Below are 20,430 nucleotides of genomic sequence, written 5' to 3'. Positions count from 1 at the left end.
TTCCTCAATGGGCAAACTGAAGTGCAGGGTTCGATGGGGCACCGACCGTGTTCACTGATGATTTCCGCAGCCCGTTGCCGGGCTCGACGAGGCGGCCGGGTCAGACCACTCGCCCGGCACCGTCGTGGAGCACCCCTCATCGGGTGCCGCGGGCGGAACCGCGAGCGGGCTCCGGCCGTCGGTGGCCGAGGAGACGTAGGTGCCCGAGGTGCGCGGTGAATCGCGGCGACTCACCCCGTCCGGAGACGACCGACGTGGATGCCGTGCTGACGACGTTGGCGAAACGGCGGTCGGCCAAGCGTCCGGGCAGCGGCGCCGGCGCGGGTGTGGTCCACAACCTGACGGCGCCGTCCTCGGCGCCGCTGGCCACCAGTCCGGCAGGGACGATCGCGACGGCGTAGACGGCAGGGGTGTTCGGCAGGACGTCGTGAACCCTGACCGTGCTGTCGGTGATCTCCCACTGGTCGATGGTCCCGGTCGACTTGGCGGCGAGGAAGGTGGTGTGTCCGTCCGGGGCGAAGGCCAATGAGTTGTAGTTGCCCTCGGCGCTGAATGCTTTCGACAGTCCAGGCGGTGGGATTCCGTGCGTTCGTGGTGTCCCACACAGCCACTGAGTTGAGCGCACCGGCAGCGACGAGCAAATTGCCGCGCGGGCTGAACGCCAGGCTCAGCGCCGAGTCTGCCGAGCGGGTGGACAGCAGGGCGGGACGGTGGGGGTCGGCGAGATCCCACACACGAACGGTGGCGGTGCCGTGCCCCGCTCCGGTGGCCGCGCTGCCGGTGACGAGCGTGCGGCCGTCGGAGTGAACGCCAACGCGTTCACCTGGTCGGCGCCCGAATGCAGCGTAGTCGCCGTCGTGGGACATGCCGGGTCGGTGATGTCCCACAGCCGGACCGCGCCCGACGCGCCGCTGGTCGCCACCGTCCGCCCGTTCGGACTCACGACGATCCTGGCGGCAGTGTCGACGGGCTGTCCAGCCGGGCCCGGGTTACGGGATGGCCGGGATCGGTGATGTCCCACAGGTAGAGCGAGTACTGGGTCTGCGCGGCCGGCAGCCGGCCGTCCGAACCGACGGCGACGGCCGCAGTGGCATCGACGGACAGCTCGGCCCGCACGAGGGAGTGGTGGGGATCTCGTACGTCCCACAACCGGATCGCCTTGTCGGTGCCGGAGCTGGCCAGGGTGCGGCCGTCCGGCGTGTAGGCAAGGTTGAGCACCCTCCCTCGGTGAGCGGGCAGGACGGTCGGGAAGCGCGTGGTGTACGAGGCCAGCTGGCTGGTGCGTGCCTCCAACGTGGGCGCGATGCGGTAGGCGGCAAGGCTCAGTTGTTACGCGGTGGCCGGGTCGCCGTCGCGCAGGGCGTCGGCGCGTAGCGCGATCTGCCGGGACGCGATCTGTGCCGCGCTCTCGGACGCGGTGCGGTACTGCCAGATCGCCACCGCGCCGCCGGCCAGGGCCACGACGAGCAGGACGGCGACGCGCCCCCAGAGTCGGTGGCGGTCCGCACGGACGCTGGCGGTGAGGAACTCGCGTTCCCCCGGGGTGAGGGCGGCTTCACGCTCCGGTGTGGAGAACCATTGGCGGGCCACGGTCAGTCGTGGGCCGCGGTGGAGCAAGCTGGTGTGCCGGCCGGTGCGGTGCCATTCGGCGGTGGCCTCGGTGAGCTGCTGGTGCGTCAGCAGGCCGCTGCGGTCCTCGTCGATCCATTGCCGCAACCGGGGCCACTCCCGGATCAGGGCTTCGTGCGCGATCTGGGCGCTGCCGTCCTCCACGGTGATCAAGCGGACCTCGGCGAACGCGGCGAGCGCGAATTGCTCGGCCGGGTTCGCGCTTCCGGACAGCAGGGCGGTCACGTCCGCTCGGCGGCGGGTGTCTTCGGTGCCTTCACCGACGCGCACCATGCGCAACAGCAGCGTGCGCACCGCCTTGTCTCCGCCTGGCCGGCCGCGCATTTCTTCGTACACCTCCTCGGCCACCTTGGTGACGGCTTTCCAGACTCCGCCGTCGACCTGGTACCCGGAGATGGTGAGGGTCTTTTCTTCCCGGTACGCCCAGGTGCGTTCCAGAGCGAAGGACAGCAGCGGCAGGGTGCCGACGGAAAATGTCCCGCGGTCGATCCCGGTCTCCCGGAGCAGCAGCTCGGCCAGGTTGTCCTCGATGACGAGTCCGGCTTCGGCGGCCGGTTTCTCGATCGCGTCGCGGATCTCGTCCGAGCCCATCGTCTCCATCAGCAGCTGGCGCTCCCGGAGCGTGGCCACCAGTTCGCGGTATTCCATGCAGCGGGCGTAGAAGTCCGCGCGCAGGCCGAGGACCACCACGGCGGGCGACGGCGCGCCGTCCGTGGGTGCTCGCGGCGGCCAGCGACCGGACGAACGCGCGCCGCTCGTCTTCGTCGGAACGGGTGGTGAACAGTTCCTCGAACTGGTCCACCACGAGGAGCAGCCGCCGTTCGGAAGGGTCTTCGCCCGCTGCTTGGCGGCGGAGCGCCGTTTCGAGCGATGTGGCCAGCCGAGCCGGATCGGCGAGCAGCTTCGCGGCCAGCACGCCGGTCGTGGTCCCGGCGGCGATCGCCACCCGCTCGGCCAGCCGGCGCAACGGTTCTCGCCCCGGTGTGAGGTACAACGTCCACCAGGCTCGTGGGCCGCGCACGTGTATTTCGCCGCGCCGGACCGCGGCGAGCAGGCCGGCTTGCAGCAGCGACGACTTGCCCGCGCCGGAGGGGCCCACCACGGCGACGGCGCCGCCTTCGCCGGCCTGCGCCGCGACCGCGGCCAGCAGTTCGGCCACCAGGCGTTCGCGGCCGAAGAAGAACCGGGCGTCCCGTTCCGTGAACGGTTCCAGTCCCCGGCACGGGCGCGGCGTGTCGGCCGGGCCGGCCGCGGTGGGCTCGCGCTTGGCGGTTTTCCCGGTTCGCGCGGCGGGGTTGGGGGCCAGCACGAGCCGGCCCGCGTCGCCGCTGAGCCGCCGGCGCGGCGCCGGTGCGCCCTGTCCGGGCAGGGCGCGGCGCAGGTGCTCGTAGACGTGCTCGACGGTGAACGTCGGCGGACCGGCCGGGTCGCCCTCGCGCAACAGCCGCAACAGCTCCCCGGTGAACGTGGTGTGCCGCTGCCCGGCCGGGGGCCAGTGACCGCTCGTCCCGGGATGAGGACAGCAGCAGGTAGGAGCCGCCGAACGAAGCCAGCTCGAACACGTTGGCCAGCGGGTCCGGCGTGCCGTCCGTCCGGCGGGCGAAACAGCAGTCCAGCACCACCACGACCGACTGCGCACGGCAGTCGGTCAGCGCGTCACGCAGCATTCGAAACGACGGGGCCCGAGTACCCAGGCCCCGCACCGGATCCTCGGTTGCGTACGTGGCCAGGTAGAGCTCGTTGCCCGAGCTGACCAACCCGTGGCCCACGTAGTAGACGAGCAGAAGGTCAGAGACCTGCTCCGCGGCGGCGGTGAGGGCATCGCCCAGCTCTGCGGGGTTCGCCGGGTCGATCAAGGGCCCGCCGCCGCAGAAGTTGCCCGGATCGAGCCCGCACCGCTCGACCAGCGCCTCAGCCAGGTCGCGCACCGTGTCGGCGACAGCGGGCACGTCGGACAAGGCCGAGCCCGGTACGTGCGAGGCGTTGCCCACCACCAGCGCGCGGGTTCCCGGCGAGCTCAGCGCGGTGGAGCGGGGTGGGTGGGCTGTCACTGCGTGGCTTCGAGGTCGCGGGCCAGCTGGGCGGTGATCTCCTTGAGATCGTCCGCGGACAGAGGCGCATGGTGTCGGTGCTCAGTTCGTACTTCACGCCGTCCGGTTTGGTGATCTTCACGGTCACGGTGCCGGTGCGTCGTCGAATCCACATGATCAGCACACTGGCCAGTGCCGTGGCGACCCCGCCGGGTCCCAGCGCGATCATGAGCGTTTCCGCGCCTCCGCCGAGCGTGCCCGGATCAGGTGGCGCCGCCATGAACTGGACCCGGCCCCGCAGCTCGTCGTCCTCGACCATCCATTGCCGCAGCGAGCGCACCTCATCCGTGCGCCCGTGCCCGTCCTCGACCTCGATGGCCAGATTCACAACGCCTCGTCCTCCCCTTGCCCGTGCCGGAATCGCCGATTGGACGGGGTGATTCACGGGCTATCGTGCCCTCCGAACTGGGATGCCGATCTGGAATCCACCTTGAGACCCCTGGTGAGCACGGCAAATCGCCGGGGAGCACTGCCGTCGTGAGGCCGCATGCGGTAAATGTGTAACCGGGTCCGGTTTGTCGATTAGCGAACGATTGTTCGCCGATCGCGCGATGAGGGATGAGATGATGACGGCTGAGTTTTGCTTGCTCGGGAACATCGAGGCTCGCATTGACGGCCGCGTGATCGATCTGGGACCGCTGCGGCAACGGTCGGTACTGGCCATCCTCCTGGTCGAGGCCAATCAGATTTACAGCTACCTACACCGGTTACGCAGGGCCCTGGCGTCTGTTGCGGGCGCCGACATCATCCGCGAGTCGGGCGGCTACCTGGTCTCTATCGACGAGGCTGTGGTCGACCTGCATCGGTTTCGCGAGCCGGTCCGGCACGCCGGGCGATGGAACATCGCATGGTTGGCGAACATGGAGATCGCATTCGAGCAGCGTCGCGCCGGCGAGGTCGAGCGCGAAGGCCCCCACGAGGCCGGCTGATCGGCAATGCCTCAGGTGGGAAGTGATCACAAGAATGGGCTACGCGGAGAGTCGGACCCGATTCTCCTCCGGGCGCACGAGGTCTTCTCCCGGATGTTGTTTTCCGAGTTCGCCCCTCTGGCTCTGGAGACGGAAATCTTTGGGCGCCTTGGTCGTACGGCATCCTGAGGTAGGCGCAGAATATGTTGATCACAGTCGGACACGGGTCCAGCTTCGGTCCGAGCAAGACGCTCCAACGCGTACAGCCCGCCGAGCCGCACCGGCGCTGCCTTGCAGCCGAGCTGCTCGACAGCCTTGGCGAACAGCTCAGTGACCTGGCGGGCGACCGCGCCACGTTCGTTCGAATCAGCACCCGCTCCGCGCGGATCCGGCTTCTTCCGGTGGTCACGACGGCGTGCTCGAACACCACCTCCAGCGTGTGGCGTGCACCGCCTCGCGTCGCGACAGTTCGAGTTCTTCGGTGTTGCCGCCGCGCGGTCACGTAGGGCGTGAAGATGCCAAGTTCGCCGAGCGAGATGCCGGTGGACACCTCGGCCGCTTCGAGCAGCACGATCCAGTGCTCGTCCACATCCGTGGAATTCAGTCCTGGCGCGCACCAGCGCAACGCGCTCAGGGCAATCACCGCGACTTCGCCAACCCCGGCAACCTCCCACCGGGGTCAGGTCGCCCGGAGGCTTACGTCGCCGCGCGGTCATCAATGGCAGCCTCAAGGGTACAGGCGCGTCCGTGGACGTCACGACTAGAGTCCGACAGGCTGGGCACCGTCGAACTGCGTCACTTGGACTCGCCTACCAGGTCCGCCCGCAGTTTGCGAAGCAGTAGAGCGACTGTCTTCAAATCCCACTGTGGCTCTTCACCCTGCGCGAGAGTGGCCGCACGCTCCAGCGTCAACTGGACCTGTGCGGCAAACACAGCGGCTACCGTGCGGCCAGGCCGTCCCGGAACCGGCAGTTCTGAACTGTTCCAGTCGACTCCCCACAGATCTATCATGGCCTGTAGCGCCCGAGCTGAATTTTCGCCTATCCAACGACGTGTATTATTGATCTTTCTCATGACGCGGGTATCAGGTGTAGCATTGGGACTATTTACAACATTGAACTGCTCCTCCAATAAATCAAGGATTCGCAGCAGCATTGCCAGTTGTTCTCTTTTCGACGCCGAGTCGGATTCCTCGTTACTGTCGGGGGTAAATGTTTGCCATGTGGGCAAGTGCATGATGCGATTGCCGTCGATCGCCAAGTCGTTCTTATCAAGGCCGTCTCGCAGCCAGATCATCCTGCTGTCGTGCACCAGGATTTGCCGTTGATTTACTAGCTGTGCTTCGGGCAGAGGTTCGTGGCGTCGATCATTTGGATCGGCGTACACTTCGCCCAGTTCTCTGACGGACCGGATATTGCTGTTTCTCAGCGCTTCTGCCAAGCGGGTCCGCTGCGTATCTTCCCATTCGTTCGTCAATGCACCCTGGCCGCAGTTCGGACACTTGACGGAAACAACCTTGCGTAAGTAATGCGTGCCTGGAGTTTGAGTGAGGATTATCTCGCCATTCCGGTCCACGCTGTGGACGTCCCACAATGGGACGGGGACTGAGCCAGGAATCTGCACTAACGCCTGCGCGTCGGAATCGGACATGAACGCAGACAGGAGACATCTGACGTGAAACTGATGACTGCACGGCATCACGAATTCATCCGGCGGGATGTCGAGCCGTATTCCGTCTCCGTTGTCTAGAGTGTTCAGGCTTTGCGCGCAACGGTCGCATGTGGTTTTCATCGGCATGTACGGATAGTACGCTCGCTCAGCCCCCTCGAAGGTGCCCTAAGAGCGTGTCTTACGTGGTGATCGACCGCTGGTGAGCGATGATCTTTGGTTGTGGTTGACCGGTTGTCGTTGCGGTTGGTGCCGGATGAGTTGTGGGAGTTGGCGGAGCCGTTGATCCCGGTGTTCGAGTCGCGTCCGCAGGGTGGTGGCACTGCTCCGCTGGACGCTCGTGCGGTGTTCACCGCGATCGTGTACGTGCTGACCAGCGGGTGTGCGTGGCGGGATCTGCCGCCGACATTCGGGGTTCCGTTCCAGACCGCACACCGCCGCTTCAGTCAATGGACCAAAGCGGGGCTGTGGCGAGGACTGCACCATGCGCTGCTGGACGAGCTCGGCAGCCAAGGTCTCATCGACTGGAGCCGCGCGATCGTGGACGGTGCCTGCGTGCGGGCGAAAAGGGGGGATCTATGACCGGTCCCAGCCCGGTGGACCGGGGCAAGCCCGGCTCGAAGATCCACGCCCTGTCCGACCGGGGCGGGCTGCCGCTCGCGGTCGCGGTCTCCGCCGCGAATACGAACGACTCCTGTGCCCTCAAACCGCTGGTGATGGCGATTCCGGCGATCAAGTCCCGCCGCGGTCCGCGGCGGCGCAAGCCGGCCAAGCTGCATGCGGACAAGGCCTACGACCAGCCCGACCTGCGCCGCTGGGTCCGCGACCGCGGCATCAAGGTCCGCATCGCTCGCAAAGGCATCGAATCCAAGGACAAACTCGGGAAACACCGCTGGGTGATCGAACGGACCATGGCTTGGTTCACCGGATACCGACGTTTGACCCTGCGCTACGAACGCAAAGCAGAGCACTTCCTCGCCTTCGTCATCCTCGGAGCCAGTCTCACCTGCTACAAGAGACTCCGCAAACTCACCACATGAGACACGCTCTAAGGGCGAAGAATCAGGGCAACACCCACATCTCAGCGATGTACACCTTGACCGAGGCGACAGTGCCGCGACGGATCGACTGGCGAGCGACGATCGAAAGCCGGCCCTCGATTTAGCTGATCCATGACAATCCGATGGGGTGAAGCGGAATTGCACAGGAGTCGACGAAAGAGTCCCACGTGTCGAGGCTCGCCGAGGTCGACATTGCCGACGCGGCAAGGGTCGACGGTCGCTCCGTGGCGATAGCCGGTTCGAGCTCGCGTGCACCGTACTCAGGCAGCGGATCGACTTTCGTCGCTCACGCCTTCTCGGCGCCCGCCGAGGTAACTGAGGATCGCAGGTCACTGCGAGGTCGTGCTCCGACGACCGCGCGCCGAAGACGTTGGCCTGTTGTCGTGACCGCACCCTTGGCCCTGTTTCGCGGTCAGTGCCGGGCCAGACGCACTGTTGCTCAACTGTGCAAAGTCGATCATCATGACATCGCAGCCGGTCAAACCGTGGAGCTCTGGTGGCCGGCCCCTTCCGACTCGTCCGGTGTGCCGGATCGGCGAACACCGGTCGGCGTTCCAGGAAGCACGGGTGGTGGTACTGGCGAATGCACGCAACCACAGCCCTCGACGCGGACAAGCCGACGGTCACCGCGGTGCTGGCCGACGCCGGACCCGACGCAACGGCTGCGGCTGCACCACTTCGCCTGCAACGCCGATAATCACCCGCCACAGTCTCGTCACCCATCGGCCAGGTTCAAGGTAGTAGCCAGGTTTGATTTCGAGGTCCGTCATTCAGCAGGCAGCCTGACCCCACACGCCATCCTGCGCGATCTTCAGGCAATGCGCACGATTGGGACCAGTGCCTGCACCACCCGCAACCAAACAGTCCTGCTTGGTCAGCTGCCGGAAACTTCATCCTCACCGATCAGCTTCATCCCACCCCGCCGGACATCATGCCGTCCTTTCGATGCCGCTTCCAGGATCGAAATTCGCACGGACTCCTACAGTCCCGCGCTAGACGGGGCAGGGGGCACGTCCACCGTCTCGATGATGGACTCGCCGCCTCCAGGGGCTGCATTCCACGTTTTCCCTTCATAAGTGAGGCTGACCGCGACCGGCTCAACTTTCACTCGCAGCTTCCGCTGGGACACACCGTTCACTTCTTCGCTGAATGATTCTCGCGTGACCCTGAAGCCCGAATTGGGAACGACGCCCACAACATCACCTTTATGAAACTGCAGGAAGAGCTGGTCCGCCTCGTACTTGCCGTCAGTCTGCACGATGCTTGGAATAACGCCGTGTTCGTCACTGTTTTGGCCGGCCTCACCGGGGAAGCGCGCATTTGTGGAGGTCGTAGGCTCAATATCAGCAAAACATCCCGTTAGCTGGATGGGGTGGACAACTTCGGTCAGCTTCGACTCCGGGCCCATTCCCGTGTTGTCCCATAAAAGGTCGCGTGTCACACCAATTTTACCAGTGAAGGCGGAAATTACTTCAGGGTTGCACATTGTCACCGTCTGAGTGACCACCGCAGGCGCGGAATCATTAGACTTTGCAGTTAATTGAATGCCGGTAATCTTCATGCCGGTAATCTTCATGGCAGCAGCCACGAATCGTTTCTCCAACAGGCTCTGCGGACCATCTTCCTGACTGGAGTCCTCTTCGCTATCGTTCTCACCGCTCGTTTCGTCGTAGGTTTCTTCGTCGAGTTCACTCTCTTCGCCGTCCGTATCCGGGCCGGATTTTTCATTTCGAACTTCATCGGACCGCTCATCCCGAGGGCTCGTTTGTGGAGTGGTCATGGTCTACGCCTTCCAATGCTCGCTCTTTGTCTATTTCTGATTATGATTAATACGCGCCCCGAAGCACATAGCGGACCAACTCGCGGCGGCGCTCGAGGGTAATCTTCGCGAAATCTGCATCTTCGCTTTCGAGCTCGCCGATAAGTGCCTCGACTGCACGCGAGCGCTCATCATGTTTATGACCGAGAGCCGGCACGGAATGGCCGGTCGACACGACGAGCTTCGCGCCATAGCGGTTCAGCGTTTCGATCTTTTCCTGGACCGACATCAGGTTTAACGCTTCAATTAATGCTTTCGCGTACGACAATATTGCTTCGGAGTTTAGGGCAACGACACCAGCGAGGAATGTAGAGCAGAACCTCGGCCAGTCTTCTTCGGCGCCATCCCAATGTGAGTTGTCGATGGTGGCCATGTACTTTTTCCAGGCAGCCGAAGTGTCCTCAGCCGAGGTTCCCAGCTGCTCGCCGGAACCGCGCTGCTGCTGCATTTTCACCGCCCTTGCAGCCGCTCCATCCTGCGCCGATGAGATGCGGTCCCGCTGCTCGGCCTCACGCTTCGCGGCCTGCGCCTGCTGCTCAACCTGCTCCCGTCTCACGTATTCTGTGTATGTAGCAATCGCATCATCGTACAGAAGCTTGAACCACCTGCTCGTGTCTTCGTCTTCTTTCCGCTCGGCATCAGCGACGTTGCGCAATTCCACAACAACATTCGTCAATGGCGACGCTTGAAAGCTCATCTGGAGTCGATCCCAAAACTCGGAATCCCGATAATAGGAGGGATTGGCGTTCCGCTCGTATAGCGCTGCCCCCAGATGGTACAAGAAATACGCATTGGTATCGCCCCAGTCACAGCTTGCATTAGCAAAGATACTCAATACCATGGACCTAAGAGAATCGTTACTGTCAATGTTGTTCGTAGGCATCGTGACGACTACACCTCACAGATCAAGTCTTAACACGCAACTGGCGCACCGTCCGGGCGCACTCCACTCCCGCCAGGATAACCCAGCATAAAGAGCGAGCAAGCCCCTATCAGGCAGTCGATCGTGCAACTGCGGCCGCCAGGACCCGGTACAGGCCCACTTGCCCGAACGATTGACCCCCAAGGCAAGCAGACTTCGATCGCACGCACACACTACCCTCTGCTGGTCTCAGAAACACCCACGAATACTGCGCCCTGCGTCGGCCCGGTGAAACCGTTCCTTCCCTGGTTGTCCCACCACCAAGCCCGAACCGGCTGGAGGTATTGTTTCGCACTACACCAGAAGCTCGAAGAACCGGTGAGGTACTTCGAGTGACACTGCCCCTTCAGGATCGTCGTCCGCCCGACGTGGGAGGGTCCCGTCGAGCCGACGGAGCCGAAAAGCAGACAAGCCGAGGAATTGCTGCTCCAGCACCTCGATGCGTACCTGCCTCGGTGGCTGGCCAAGATCCTTCCGGTCGTCCTCCCCGGGTGCTCCGCTGACGACCTGCAGGCTTCCCTTCAGCCCTATTCCGCAACCCGACACGTGGTCCCGCAGCAACTCGACGAGGTGCTGCGGGTGCTGACCGGGCAGCCCCACCACGTCCACCACGTCCAGCCAAAGCAAGGAACATTCGCCAGTCCGGTGATCGCAGAATCTGCAACGGCGGCGAATTCGACCGGATCGGGCCGTTTTTCCGCCGGGATGTGCCGTCCTGGCGGAAGCGGTTCGCGATTTTGCCGATCGCCTCACGGGAGGCCTGGCGTCGCGTGTGCCGCTGAGCAGCCGGCCGCCGCCGAGCAAGCCGGCGCCGACGGCGACCCCGGCACCGCTGAACAGGGAACGCCCGGCGCGGCTTGCCGGCCCTCTCCCCGTCTTCGCGCTGCGTCGTCCACGCGGAGCGACCCGGTGCAGCCACACGAACAACCCCACCCCGACGACCATGCTGGCCAGCGGCGCCGGCAACGCCACCGCGGTCAGGTCGAGACACCCATGGACGGCGACGGCACCGACAAGCCCGAACGCCGCGATCACCACGCCCCCTGGCCAGCGGGGTCGCAGGTCCTGGGTTGGTTTGCGTCGGCAAGGCTTCCATGAGCGGGTCGCCACCAAAGCCACCCGGGCCCGGCGGGCGTAAGCCGAGGCCGAGCCGGTCAGGCTGATGACCGAGATTCATGCCGAGCTCAAGGATGCCTACGGCGTACCGCGGGTCACCACCGAACTGCACCACCGCGGCCACCTGGGTGAACCACAAGCGTGGGGTTGCCCCTTGGGGCGGACACCTTGATTCCAGACGGTGGTCTGGAGGGAGGATGTCCCGGTGTCTCGCAGGTCGAAGTATCCGGAGCAGTTCCGTCGTGACGCGATCGAGCTGGTCAACTCCAGTGACCGGCCGTTGCGGCAGATCGCCCGCGAACTCGGGGTCAACCACGAGACCCTGCGCTCGTGGGTGAACGTGGCCAAGCAGGCCACCCAGGCCGACCCACCAGCAGAAGACCCGGCGGTGACCGATGAGGTGACACGGTTACGGAAGCAGGTCGCTGAGCTGCAGAAAGAGAAGGAGATCCTGCGCAAAGCGGCCGCCTATTTTGCGCGCGAGATGGATCGATGAGCTACCGCTACCGGTTCATCTCCGAACACCGCACCGAGTTCGGTGTGCAGCGGTTGTGCCAGGTCCTGGGCTTGCGCCGGCAAGGCTTCCACGAATGGGTCGCCGCCGAGCAGGCCCGGGCCGCGCGAGCGGAAGCCGAGGCTGAGCTGGTCAGGCTGATCACCGCGATTCATGCCGAGCACCGCGGTGCCTACGGTGTCCCGCGGATCACCGCCGAACTGCGCCGCCGCGGCCACACCGTGAACCACAAACGGGTGGAGCGGCTGATGCGTGAACATGGCCTGGCCGGGATCACTCGCCGCAAACGCCGGGTTGTGACCCGGCCTGCGGCCGGCCCGGTGGCTCCGGTGGCCGATCTGATCCGCCGCGACTTCACCGCCTCGGCGCCGGGACAGCGGATGGTCGGGGACATCACCTGCCTGCCCACCTTCCAAGGCTGGCTCTACCTGGCCACGGTCATCGACCTGCACACTCGCGAAATCGTCGGGACATGCCATGGGCGGCCACATGCGCACCGACCTCGTCTGCCAGGCCGTCGACCTCACGGCGACCCGCGGCCTCATTCACCCGAAAGCGGCGTATCACTCCGGCCGCGGGGGCCAAACACCTCGGACCAGTTGCGTACCGCGCCGGCCGAACATCGGATTCGCCCCTCGGTCAGGCACGTCGGGTCCTGCTACGACAACGCCGTCGCCGAAGTCTTCGTCGCCACCCTGAAGACCGAGATAGGTGCTACTACCTGGCGAACCCGAGCCCAGGGCCGCCAGGACGTGTTCCGCTACCTGCGCCACTACAACCACAGCGGGTGCACTCCACCATCGGCCGAACGCCCCAGCCGAAACCTGCACCCGCTACTACGCCGCCTAGCAACCCCTCTGCCCGCCCCACCGAGGCAACTCCAGGAACGTCCAGGCGGACAAGCCGGCCCAGCCGGAATGGCGTGCTCGCCCAGACCGGGAGGTCCCTGGGTGAGGGGACGCCGGCGGGTCAGCAGCAGCGCGGCCAGCGCCGCGCTAAGAGGTCAGTTCAGAATAAGTTTACGGAGGCAGATGATCGAGCAAGCCAGGCTGAGGATGGCTTGGTGAACGTCGGCTCGTCGTTCGGTGCGGAGGCGCAGGCTGCGGAAGTTTTTGAGCCAGGCGAAGGTGCGTTCCACGGGCCAGCGGGTGGCGCCGAGGCCGGAGCCGTGTTCGGTGCCGCGGCGGGCGATGACCGGGGTGATGCCGCGGGCGCGGGCCAGACGGCGGTACTTATCGTGGTCGTAGCCGCGGTCGGCGTAGAGCCGCTGGGGCCGGAGCCGTGGCTTGCCGACTACACCTCGGATCGGTGGAATGGCGTCGAGCAGCGGAATCAGCTGGGTGACGTCGTTGCGATGACCGCCGGTTAGCGTGACCGCGAGCGGGATGCCGGTAGCGTCGGTGATCAGGTGGTGCTTCGAGCCAAGCTTGCGCCGGTCGACCGGGCTGGGACCGGTGTGCTCCCCCCTTTGAGAGCCCGCAGGTGGGTCGAGTCGACCAGCGCGGCCAACAGATCCAGCAGCCCGGCGGCACGCAGTTCGGCGAGCAGGCGTTCGTGCAACTGCTGCCAGACACCGGCCTCGTGCCATTCGGTCAACCGCCGCCAGCAGGTAGCCCCGGAAGCGCCGAACAACGCCGTCGGCAGGCGGTTCCAGCCGATACCGGTACGGATCACGTACAGGATGCCCTCCAGCGCAGCCCGGTCGTCGGCACGCTTGCGACCCGGATAGCGGAAACGCCGTGGATGCACCGGAAGCAGCGGCTCCAGCCGCTCCCACAGCTGGTCGGTCAGGACCTCCTCACGCATACCAACATTCTGGAAAGCCCCGCATGTCAGGCAAGGTGACACGCCGACTCATTCTGAACTGACCCCTAAGGGGAAGCAGAGGTGACCGCCACCGGGTGGCGTTACCAGGTCGTGGCCCGGTACCGACGTCCGACGGAGCAGGCCCGTTGGTCGCGCTGCTGGAGGACAACGCGGAGGGCACCGAGCCGGAGCTGCCGCAGTGGATCAACGGCTCGGTCTCCGACATCCTCGCCTTCGCGCGGCGCCAGACACCCGATGTAAATCCCCGCCGTCCCACCCCGGGTGCTGTATCACCATTCCGCGACACAATGGCGCCGGTCCGAGGAAGCAGCCGGTTGAGTGGCCCCGCGGGTGGACAGCATCCTGTGCTGCAGGCGGCCCGGACCGAGGTGAGATGTAATTAGGGTGTACTGGTGGCGAGATCGGCCACGTTCAACGCGTCCGCATTGCGTCGGGTCAGCGCGATCGGGCGGCTGCCGTGGCCGGCGTCGGTGGTGCTGATCCACATCAGTGCCGCGGGAGTGGTCACCGAGGCCTCGACGCCACCGCAGCGACGCCGCCTACGCGATGACGCCACCAAGCGTGGCCTGGTCCCAACAGCCTGGAAAAGCCGGTGGCGGCAGGAGATCCTCCACTCTCCACGAGAAAAGCGCCGAGTTCGGCTTCGGCGGAGCGGATGGAAATAAGCAGCTCACCGACCCGGTCGGACAGCGCCACCACGTCGGCTTCCTGCATCACATTCGGGGCCATGCCTCAGCAATATCGAGGATCGAACTCCTGTTATCACACGGGTGCAACCACAGAAGTCGGGCAGAGGCACCGATACGTGGGGAATCGGCGCTGCCGATGTACGAGCAGCGGCACGCGGTGGAATGCGGCATCAACCGACTCGAACGCCACCGCGCCGTGGCCACCCGCTACGGCAAGCTCGCCGTCCGCTATAAAGCCACCGTCCACATCGCCGCGATCAGCGAATGGCTCTGACCCACTTCGACACAGGCCCCAGCCCGAGTCATGTCCGCCGAGCCGGGCGCACCCCGGCGGACCGCGGCAACGACCGTGCCATCCCATCCCCGACCTCAGGACGGCCGCGGAACCCTTGCGCTACGGCGTCCCTCAGCCAGCGGTACGGTAGGGCGTCACATAGTGGGCCAGCCGGCGGTCGAGGTCGCAGTCACCGATCTCGCGCAGCGGCACCCGGTCCGGGCGGCCGGGCCGACCGCCCAGCAGCAGCGAGGCGACGAAACGGGCCACCACTGCGGGTACGGGTAGTACGTCCCCGGAAAGGTAGCTGACTTCGATCAGTTCGTAGCCGGAGTCGGCCTCGATCGCCGCGGCCCACCCGACCTGTTCGTCCCACACCAGAGCCAGATCCAGCTCCGGGAACCCCGGTAGCCGCCCCACCAATGGAACATACGCGGTCGCGGGGACGTCCAGCATCCACACCACCAGGTCCGGGCCTGCGCCGACGGCGGCCCCGACCAGCTCCAGATAGCAGCGTAATCCTCGCGCCGGGGCCGAGTCCTCATCCAGCTCCATCGGATCGGGTCACCTCTCTCCCCAGCCGGGTTCACCTGGCGGTAGCTGTGCGTGGCGGTCGATGCTACGCCCGCCCAGTCACGGCGCGCGGATGTTGATCGACTCACGTCAAACGACTACTTCCCGCGGCCCGGAAGCTCATTCGGGTGCTTGCGCCGATCCGGGTTGAGCCCGGCTGACCCGACGTCACCGAAAGGGCGCGACACGGAAAGGGACTAGTACGGATATCCACGCGGTGGATGGCCGGCGGGTTGCCGGTCTCAACAGGCGGGGCGCTTCGGCAGTAGAGCTAGCTCAGCGACGCCCTGGCTGACACCTTGATCACCGCGCTCCGCTCAGACCAACCCCTGCCCACCGGCGACGTACGCGTCGCCGGTCTGGCCAACGCGTACGGCTGGCTGCACCAGCGCGAGCGGACGACGCCCTTGACCAGACAGCACGACCGGCACTGCTCGCTGCCGGCCAGCGCGGTCCCCAGTGAGGCACTTGACCATGGGGCCGCCCGCTGAGGACAAAGCGCCGGTCACAGTCGTGGTCGGCACGTGCTGATCCGGGCGCACCTGGCGCTCATGGGCAGAGGTCGGGCTGCCGGGCAGCAAGCGGGTCGTGCAGGATCGCCGTATGGGATCCGAATTGGGCGGCCAAGACGTTGCACACGTGGTGGCGGCCAACCAGGCTCATCTGCGCCTTCGGTTTCAGTCGCCGTCGCTGCCGCTGCCGACGCTGCTGCCGTCGTCCTTGTAGTTGTCGATGACATAGGTCCTGGTGTCAATGCGGCACTCTTCGACCGCTCGGGCACCGTCGAGAACGGGTGTGTTGTCTCCTTGACCAAGACCTTGAGCGCTGACGGTCACGCTACACCCGGCAATATTGTAGGCGATGGACCAATCGCAGTGGTACAAGTACGAGATAGCTCCAGTCGAGGCTTTTCGCAAAATCACCCAAGACGTGAAGACATCGTTTCCGCTGACCGCGTACAGATTTAGATTATCGTCGATACTCAGGTCCCTGGCAACCTCTTTGATGACAAAATCGTAGCCTGGCTGGTCGTCAATCACTACCTTGTAGTCGCCAATAGCCCCTCCACGGAGACGCTGCGGACCCAGCCACTCGTTCGCGGAGTACCAAGGTGGGGTTGCCGACGCATGACGATCATTTGCCGCCCTCCCCGTCATGTTTGTCACGAGTACGCCGAAGGGTGGATTTTCACCGGGCGGCCTCAATTCGCACACGCGAAATACTTTGTGCGCCGTTTGCATCGTACCGACCTCGTATTCATCGACTCCCGCCGCCACGCGAAACCTCAACTCCCAGATGAACCCTACTCGTCCGGGATGGGCGTCAAATTTACCACCATCCACCCGGGCGGAAAACGTCGATGGCATGTTTAAGATTGTCGGCGGCCAATTCATAGCTTGACAATCGATTCCGACAACTCCTGTTTTCACATTCGGAGTGAATTCGGACTCGGCTTGCGGCCGAGCAGGCACGGTTTGCGGCACAGCACCTGAACGCGCTGCTTTTACAACAAGACTGACTACATTCCAGAGCCGGTAGTGCGGCGATTCCCGATGTTTATCTGCGGCGATTTGCCTGATAAGATCCGCGTTAATCTCGTTCCTGCGCAGGCAGCCCTGGACTTTACTGTCATTCAAGACATCCCGGACAAGGTCTTCAAAATCATACTCTTCGTCCTTACCGTTGATGACTGGCATGATAATCCTTACCGTCGATGACTGGCATGATAATTCTTACCGTCAATGACTGGCATGATAATCTCCGTTATATCTCAGAGTCGCGTTGTTTGAGATTAGCACTCGGTTGATCGAAAACAGTACGATCGACAGGAATATGGACAAAATTCTTGGCCAAACGGGCAGAGTACTGCACCCGCTCTCCGGCCGTCACACTGACACGGACCACCCGGACCGGCAAGCCGGTGACAGCGGTGATGATCGCCGCTGCCTCCGGGTAACTCAGCGACCGCGGGCCGGTGAGCAGGTAGTCACGCCGGTCTCCTGGGACAGCGTCGTGATCGGACAGCAGGGCGGCGGCGGTCGCCGCGATGTCGCGCGTGTCGATCCACCCGATCCGGCCGTCACCGGCCGCGGTGCGGATTTCCCCGTCTCGCCGGATCCGCCGGCCCAGCGGGTGCGGGCTCAAGAAGTTCTGCATGAACCCGGACGGGCGCAGCACAACCCCGCCGGGCTGCGCCTGAACCTCCGCCGCCAGTTCCGGCGCGCTCGGGGCCAGCGGGATGGCCGAGCCGAGCAACACCACTTTCCGCACGCCGAAGTGCCGCGCCTCGGCCAAGAACGGCCCGACCGAGGGCATCGGGTCGACGCTTTGGACCGGCGGCACCAGGAAGACGCGGTTTAGACCGGCCAGAGCGGCCTGGTGAGTGGCTGGATCGGCCCAGTCGAACCGGATTGCGTCCGGGTCGCCGTCGGCCGGGTGGCGGCTGGCCACGCGAACCGGAACACCACTGCCACGCAACAGCCGAACCAGTTCGCCACCGGTTTTCCCGGTGCCGCCGGTCACGAGCACTCCTGTCATCGGGTCGCCCCGCGCGCGCTACCCCAGCCCTCGTTGCCATCCGTTGGCGCGACGCACTTCCTCCGGGCTCAAGCGGCTTCGAATAGTCCGCTGTGGAGGCGTCCTCATTGCCTGCCGTCGCCTCCTGGCCGACCCACCACCTGCCCGGGATAGTCCCGGAAGTAGCTGAGAAAATACTCGACGTCCGGCTCGAAGCGGATTCCGTGCCTGTCCGCCAGCAGCTCCCGGCCCTCGGCGGAGATGGCGACGTCACCGCCCTGGTACTCGCCGGGATCGCCGCCGAGCAAACGCGCCAGCTCGTCCTCGCCGAGCCCGGCGAGATCCTGTTCGAACACCAGGCTTTCACCTCGGCCGTAGCCGGTGACCGCCCACATCTTCTCTCCACTCGCTTGGTCGGGTCGCCGTCCTTCGACTGCACTTCGCCGTCTTCCGGGCCATGGATCGGCAGTTTGCGGACCCGCAGATCGATGCGGCCGACCCGCTCACCCCATGGCCGGTCGATCGGATTCACGAACCAGCCAGCGCTTCAACCTACCGTGCGGCAGGCCGGCTCAAGCCTGCCGCACGGTGACCTCAGGAACTCAGCTGCCGCACCAAGTCAGTGGCGATTCGCTGCTCGACCGCGGCCGGAACCGGCTGCACGCCGGCGCTCAGGCTGCCCGTGCAGACCGCGGCGAGGCTGCGTACCTGCAACGTGAGGCCGAGGTCCATGGCCTGGATGGAGTTCCCGTTGGCGGCCGTCAGGTTGAGCATCCGGCCGCCGTCGAGCAGGACGAGCTCGCGCCCGTCCCGCAGCCGGTACCCCGTCCGGCGGGACCGGTCGCCGTACTCGACGACCTCGGTGGTCGCCGCCGTCAGCGCCTCCGCGTCGATCTCCCAGGGGAAATGTCCGACGCCCGCCAGCACGGCCCCGTCGGGGAGTACGGCCATCTCGCGGGCTCCGAGCACCTTGGGGTGGCCGGTCGCCGTGAACACGACCTGGGCGTCGCGCAAGAGCTCGGTGGCTTCTCCCACGCGATGGCCGTGCAGGATCGCTTCCAGCGCACGCATCGGGTCCGGGTCGTACACGGCCACCCGCGCCCCCATCCGGCTCAAGGTGCCGGCGACGCCGCGACCGCAGGGGCCGTAACCCAGGACCACCGCCCGCATCCCGGGCACCATCAGGTTCGTGGCGTTCATGAAGCCCTGCACGACGCTTTGCCCGACGCCGAATTCGTTTTCCACCAGCAGTTTTAGCCGTGAATCGTTGATCACCACCACGGGGTGGGCGACCGGCGTCCGGCGCTCGCGCAGCCGGATGCCCCCGGTCGTCGTTTCCTCGGTGCCCCCGAGGTATCCCGGCGGGATTCCCGCCTCCGCCAACGCGATCGTGAGATCGGCGCCGTTGTCCAAGGTGATGTCGCGCTCGGACGCCAGGACGTCCCCGATGTTGCGGCGGTGGTCGTCCTCGGTGTCGTCGCGACGGCTGTGCACCGCCACCCCGAGCCGGCGCAGGGCATCGGCGACGTCGTCGTGCGTCGTGCCCGGCGATCCGGTCAGGGTCACCTCCACCCCGGCCGCCGCCAGCAGCGTCACCAGCGCGGCGGTCTTGGGCTCGATGTGCAGGCACACGGCGAGCCGGCGGCCGGTCAGTACCGGCGCCAGCTCGTCGACAGCGCGGGTGGTGAGCGGCATGTGCTTGAGGGCCCAGCCGGTCGCGGCATGGGTCGAGCGGACTTCGTGCATGAGTACAGCCTTCTTCCGGGTGGACCGTTGCGGGTGCCCGCGCGAACGAAGCGCGGGGTATCGGAGGAATCCCGGATCGGGTCAGCCGTAGAAGTCGCACCGGTACGAGTGGTCGCCGAAGATCGGCATCAGGGGCACCACCCGGTTCGTCGGCACGAGCCGAGTCTAACCAGCCGAGGCCGAGTTCGGCGACGACCTGTCAAGTCAGCGGTCATTCTTTGACGCTCGTGACGTGGGTCACGGAGGTCGCCTGGCCGGACGCCCCCGCTCGCGAAATCAACAACGGCGACCACGACTTGTTCGCCGACACGGACGGCATTGGCTACGATTCCGCACCTTACCCGGGAAGCAGCGAGGCCTACAGCAACGACGGCGGCGCGAACTTGTCCGCGCCGCGGGTCGCGGGCAGTACGTGCACGATCCACCGGTCCGCTGCGCCGACGCGGGCGCCGACACCGTTGTGGCGTTGTTATCTTTGGCAGATGCGTTTAATTGGCCCAATGTGGACTACGCTGATCGCCGCTCGTGAAATGAGCCGAATTCCGCAATGGACAGTGAGTACGGTGATCACAGCTCGAATCATCCGCCGGCGCAACTCGTCGAGGCTGTAACGGATCGGCGGCTCGACCGATGCCTTGATGCGACGAGTATGCGATCATGGGAGCCGCAAGATTCCCCGTCAGCCCTGCTCCCCCAGACGGAGCAATCCCCAAGGAGTCACTCTCGACCTTCTCCGTGCTCGCCGCGGTGAAGGCGGTCCGTGCTGCGGTCGAATTGTTCGCGCCGGTCCAAAGCGGACAATCGGAAGGGCTGTTCGAACGTTGGAGGTTCGGTAGTGATGCCCCCTGGGCACCGGAAGGACGACCAGTTCTCGGTGGACGAACTTCTTCGTACCGCGGGAGTTCGCGCGCGAAGGCCGGCTGGTGCGACAGAACCTGGCCACGGTGTCACCGGCGCCGCTCCCGAAGGGCGGGAACTCGGCAGCCGCCAAGGGAAACACCTGGCTTACCAGGCTCCCACGAAGCCGCGGAGGAGCGTACAGGCCACGGTGGCTCTCGGCGTCACGGCTGTCGCATG

Annotated in this window: 21 protein-coding genes and 1 pseudogene; 6 read left to right on the top strand and 16 right to left on the bottom strand. The window is 65.4% G+C overall.

Annotated features, from left to right (window positions below):
• Positions 1–136: 136 nt before the first annotated feature.
• The 5 genes and pseudogenes from ACLJOU_RS39655 to ACLJOU_RS39635 all read right to left on the bottom strand — a co-directional run bounded on the left by ACLJOU_RS39655 (position 137) and on the right by ACLJOU_RS39635 (position 4,047).
• The gene (locus tag ACLJOU_RS39655) at positions 137–526 is read right to left on the bottom strand and encodes a hypothetical protein (RefSeq protein WP_410574415.1); all 390 of its coding nucleotides are present in this window, start codon (positions 524–526) and stop codon (positions 137–139) included.
• 413 nt (positions 527–939) lie between these two features.
• On the bottom strand, positions 940–1,293 hold the full coding sequence (locus tag ACLJOU_RS39650; RefSeq protein ID WP_410574414.1) for a WD40 repeat domain-containing protein: 354 nt from the start codon (positions 1,291–1,293) through the stop codon (positions 940–942).
• Positions 1,294–1,329: 36 nt separating this feature from the next.
• Positions 1,330–2,319, bottom strand: a complete 990-nt coding sequence (locus ACLJOU_RS39645) for a hypothetical protein (protein WP_410574413.1) — start codon at positions 2,317–2,319, stop codon at positions 1,330–1,332.
• A gap of 37 nt (positions 2,320–2,356) precedes the next feature.
• Positions 2,357–2,938 (bottom strand): annotated as a pseudogene (locus tag ACLJOU_RS39640) (ATP-binding protein); the annotation flags it as partial.
• A gap of 602 nt (positions 2,939–3,540) precedes the next feature.
• Positions 3,541–4,047: an effector-associated constant component EACC1 gene (locus ACLJOU_RS39635; RefSeq protein WP_410574412.1), complete on the bottom strand. Its 507-nt coding sequence runs from the start codon at positions 4,045–4,047 to the stop codon at positions 3,541–3,543.
• Positions 4,048–4,285: 238 nt separating this feature from the next.
• Here ACLJOU_RS39635 and ACLJOU_RS39630 point away from each other — a divergent pair, with 238 nt between their 5' ends.
• Positions 4,286–4,648, top strand: coding sequence for an AfsR/SARP family transcriptional regulator (locus ACLJOU_RS39630; protein ID WP_410574410.1), 363 nt, complete (start codon positions 4,286–4,288; stop codon positions 4,646–4,648).
• Between the two features lie 774 nt (positions 4,649–5,422).
• Here ACLJOU_RS39630 and ACLJOU_RS39625 read toward each other — a convergent pair.
• Positions 5,423–6,424, bottom strand: coding sequence for a hypothetical protein (locus ACLJOU_RS39625; protein ID WP_410574409.1), 1,002 nt, complete (start codon positions 6,422–6,424; stop codon positions 5,423–5,425).
• 93 nt (positions 6,425–6,517) lie between these two features.
• On the opposite strand from ACLJOU_RS39625, the gene ACLJOU_RS39620 reads away from it, so the two are divergent.
• Positions 6,518–7,335, top strand: a protein-coding gene (locus tag ACLJOU_RS39620; RefSeq protein ID WP_410574408.1) for an IS5 family transposase whose coding sequence is annotated in 2 segments (ribosomal slippage) — positions 6,518–6,860 and positions 6,860–7,335 — 819 coding nt in all. Because the reading frame shifts where the segments join, the coding sequence is not laid out codon by codon here.
• Positions 7,336–8,335: 1,000 nt separating this feature from the next.
• Here ACLJOU_RS39620 and ACLJOU_RS39615 read toward each other — a convergent pair.
• From ACLJOU_RS39615 to ACLJOU_RS39605, 3 genes are all read right to left on the bottom strand, one after another.
• Entirely contained in the window at positions 8,336–9,136 is an 801-nt protein-coding gene (locus tag ACLJOU_RS39615; protein ID WP_410574407.1) for a hypothetical protein, read from the bottom strand.
• A 46-nt stretch (positions 9,137–9,182) separates the two neighbouring features.
• On the bottom strand, positions 9,183–10,016 hold the full coding sequence (locus ACLJOU_RS39610) for a hypothetical protein (protein WP_410574406.1): 834 nt from the start codon (positions 10,014–10,016) through the stop codon (positions 9,183–9,185).
• A 375-nt stretch (positions 10,017–10,391) separates the two neighbouring features.
• A complete protein-coding gene (locus tag ACLJOU_RS39605) occupies positions 10,392–11,132 on the bottom strand; it encodes a hypothetical protein (protein ID WP_410574405.1) in 741 nt (246 codons plus the stop codon).
• 286 nt (positions 11,133–11,418) lie between these two features.
• Between ACLJOU_RS39605 and ACLJOU_RS39600 the strand changes: the two genes are divergently transcribed.
• Positions 11,419–11,709, top strand: coding sequence for a transposase (locus tag ACLJOU_RS39600; protein ID WP_410574404.1), 291 nt, complete (start codon positions 11,419–11,421; stop codon positions 11,707–11,709).
• Positions 11,706–12,794, top strand: coding sequence for an IS3 family transposase (locus tag ACLJOU_RS39595; RefSeq protein ID WP_410574403.1), 1,089 nt, complete (start codon positions 11,706–11,708; stop codon positions 12,792–12,794). The genes ACLJOU_RS39600 and ACLJOU_RS39595 overlap by 4 nt, the downstream gene beginning before the upstream one ends.
• On the opposite strand, the gene ACLJOU_RS39590 is transcribed toward ACLJOU_RS39595, so the two are convergent.
• Positions 12,731–13,533, bottom strand: a protein-coding gene (locus ACLJOU_RS39590) for an IS5 family transposase (protein WP_410574402.1) whose coding sequence is annotated in 2 segments (ribosomal slippage) — positions 12,731–13,197 and positions 13,197–13,533 — 804 coding nt in all. Because the reading frame shifts where the segments join, the coding sequence is not laid out codon by codon here. The two genes, ACLJOU_RS39595 and ACLJOU_RS39590, sit on opposite strands and share 64 nt — an antisense overlap.
• 400 nt (positions 13,534–13,933) lie before the next feature.
• The gene (locus ACLJOU_RS39585; protein ID WP_410574401.1) at positions 13,934–14,062 is read right to left on the bottom strand and encodes a hypothetical protein; all 129 of its coding nucleotides are present in this window, start codon (positions 14,060–14,062) and stop codon (positions 13,934–13,936) included.
• A gap of 317 nt (positions 14,063–14,379) precedes the next feature.
• On the opposite strand from ACLJOU_RS39585, the gene ACLJOU_RS39580 reads away from it, so the two are divergent.
• A complete protein-coding gene (locus ACLJOU_RS39580) occupies positions 14,380–14,517 on the top strand; it encodes a hypothetical protein (RefSeq protein WP_410574400.1) in 138 nt (45 codons plus the stop codon).
• Positions 14,518–14,649: 132 nt separating this feature from the next.
• On the opposite strand, the gene ACLJOU_RS39575 is transcribed toward ACLJOU_RS39580, so the two are convergent.
• The 5 genes from ACLJOU_RS39575 to ACLJOU_RS39555 form a co-directional block, all read right to left on the bottom strand.
• The gene (locus ACLJOU_RS39575) at positions 14,650–15,072 is read right to left on the bottom strand and encodes a DUF6292 family protein (protein ID WP_410574399.1); all 423 of its coding nucleotides are present in this window, start codon (positions 15,070–15,072) and stop codon (positions 14,650–14,652) included.
• A 695-nt stretch (positions 15,073–15,767) separates the two neighbouring features.
• Positions 15,768–16,787, bottom strand: coding sequence for a hypothetical protein (locus tag ACLJOU_RS39570; protein ID WP_410574398.1), 1,020 nt, complete (start codon positions 16,785–16,787; stop codon positions 15,768–15,770).
• Positions 16,788–16,854: 67 nt separating this feature from the next.
• Positions 16,855–17,613, bottom strand: a complete 759-nt coding sequence (locus ACLJOU_RS39565) for an ergot alkaloid biosynthesis protein (RefSeq protein WP_410574397.1) — start codon at positions 17,611–17,613, stop codon at positions 16,855–16,857.
• 119 nt (positions 17,614–17,732) lie between these two features.
• Complete coding sequence (locus ACLJOU_RS39560; protein WP_410574396.1) at positions 17,733–18,002, bottom strand: hypothetical protein; 270 nt, start codon at positions 18,000–18,002, stop codon at positions 17,733–17,735.
• Between the two features lie 199 nt (positions 18,003–18,201).
• A complete protein-coding gene (locus tag ACLJOU_RS39555) occupies positions 18,202–19,353 on the bottom strand; it encodes an adenosylhomocysteinase (RefSeq protein ID WP_410574395.1) in 1,152 nt (383 codons plus the stop codon).
• Between the two features lie 227 nt (positions 19,354–19,580).
• Here ACLJOU_RS39555 and ACLJOU_RS39550 point away from each other — a divergent pair, with 227 nt between their 5' ends.
• A complete protein-coding gene (locus ACLJOU_RS39550) occupies positions 19,581–19,964 on the top strand; it encodes a hypothetical protein (protein ID WP_410574394.1) in 384 nt (127 codons plus the stop codon).
• The last annotated feature ends 466 nt before the right edge of the window (positions 19,965–20,430 follow it).

It is taken from the genome of Amycolatopsis sp. cmx-4-61, from assembly GCF_046548775.1.
In the GTDB taxonomy this organism is placed as follows: Bacteria; Actinomycetota; Actinomycetes; order Mycobacteriales; family Pseudonocardiaceae; genus Amycolatopsis.
Note: the sequence above shows the minus strand (reverse complement) of the source record. Positions and strands in the feature narration are given on the sequence as shown.

Excerpts from the sequence above, each read along its gene's own strand:
- ACLJOU_RS39610 (WP_410574406.1), bottom strand. The coding sequence starts at position 10,016 with ATGGTATTGAGTATCTTTGCTAATGCAAGCTGTGACTGGGGCGATACC.
- ACLJOU_RS39560 (WP_410574396.1), bottom strand. The coding sequence starts at position 18,002 with ATGTGGGCGGTCACCGGCTACGGCCGAGGTGAAAGCCTGGTGTTCGAA.
- ACLJOU_RS39630 (WP_410574410.1), top strand. The coding sequence starts at position 4,286 with ATGACGGCTGAGTTTTGCTTGCTCGGGAACATCGAGGCTCGCATTGAC.
- ACLJOU_RS39575 (WP_410574399.1), bottom strand. The coding sequence starts at position 15,072 with ATGGAGCTGGATGAGGACTCGGCCCCGGCGCGAGGATTACGCTGCTAT.
- ACLJOU_RS39615 (WP_410574407.1), bottom strand. The coding sequence starts at position 9,136 with ATGACCACTCCACAAACGAGCCCTCGGGATGAGCGGTCCGATGAAGTT.
- ACLJOU_RS39625 (WP_410574409.1), bottom strand. The coding sequence starts at position 6,424 with ATGCCGATGAAAACCACATGCGACCGTTGCGCGCAAAGCCTGAACACT.
- ACLJOU_RS39555 (WP_410574395.1), bottom strand. The coding sequence starts at position 19,353 with ATGCACGAAGTCCGCTCGACCCATGCCGCGACCGGCTGGGCCCTCAAG.
- ACLJOU_RS39595 (WP_410574403.1), top strand. The coding sequence starts at position 11,706 with ATGAGCTACCGCTACCGGTTCATCTCCGAACACCGCACCGAGTTCGGT.
- ACLJOU_RS39570 (WP_410574398.1), bottom strand. The coding sequence starts at position 16,787 with ATGCCAGTCATCAACGGTAAGGACGAAGAGTATGATTTTGAAGACCTT.
- ACLJOU_RS39580 (WP_410574400.1), top strand. The coding sequence starts at position 14,380 with ATGTACGAGCAGCGGCACGCGGTGGAATGCGGCATCAACCGACTCGAA.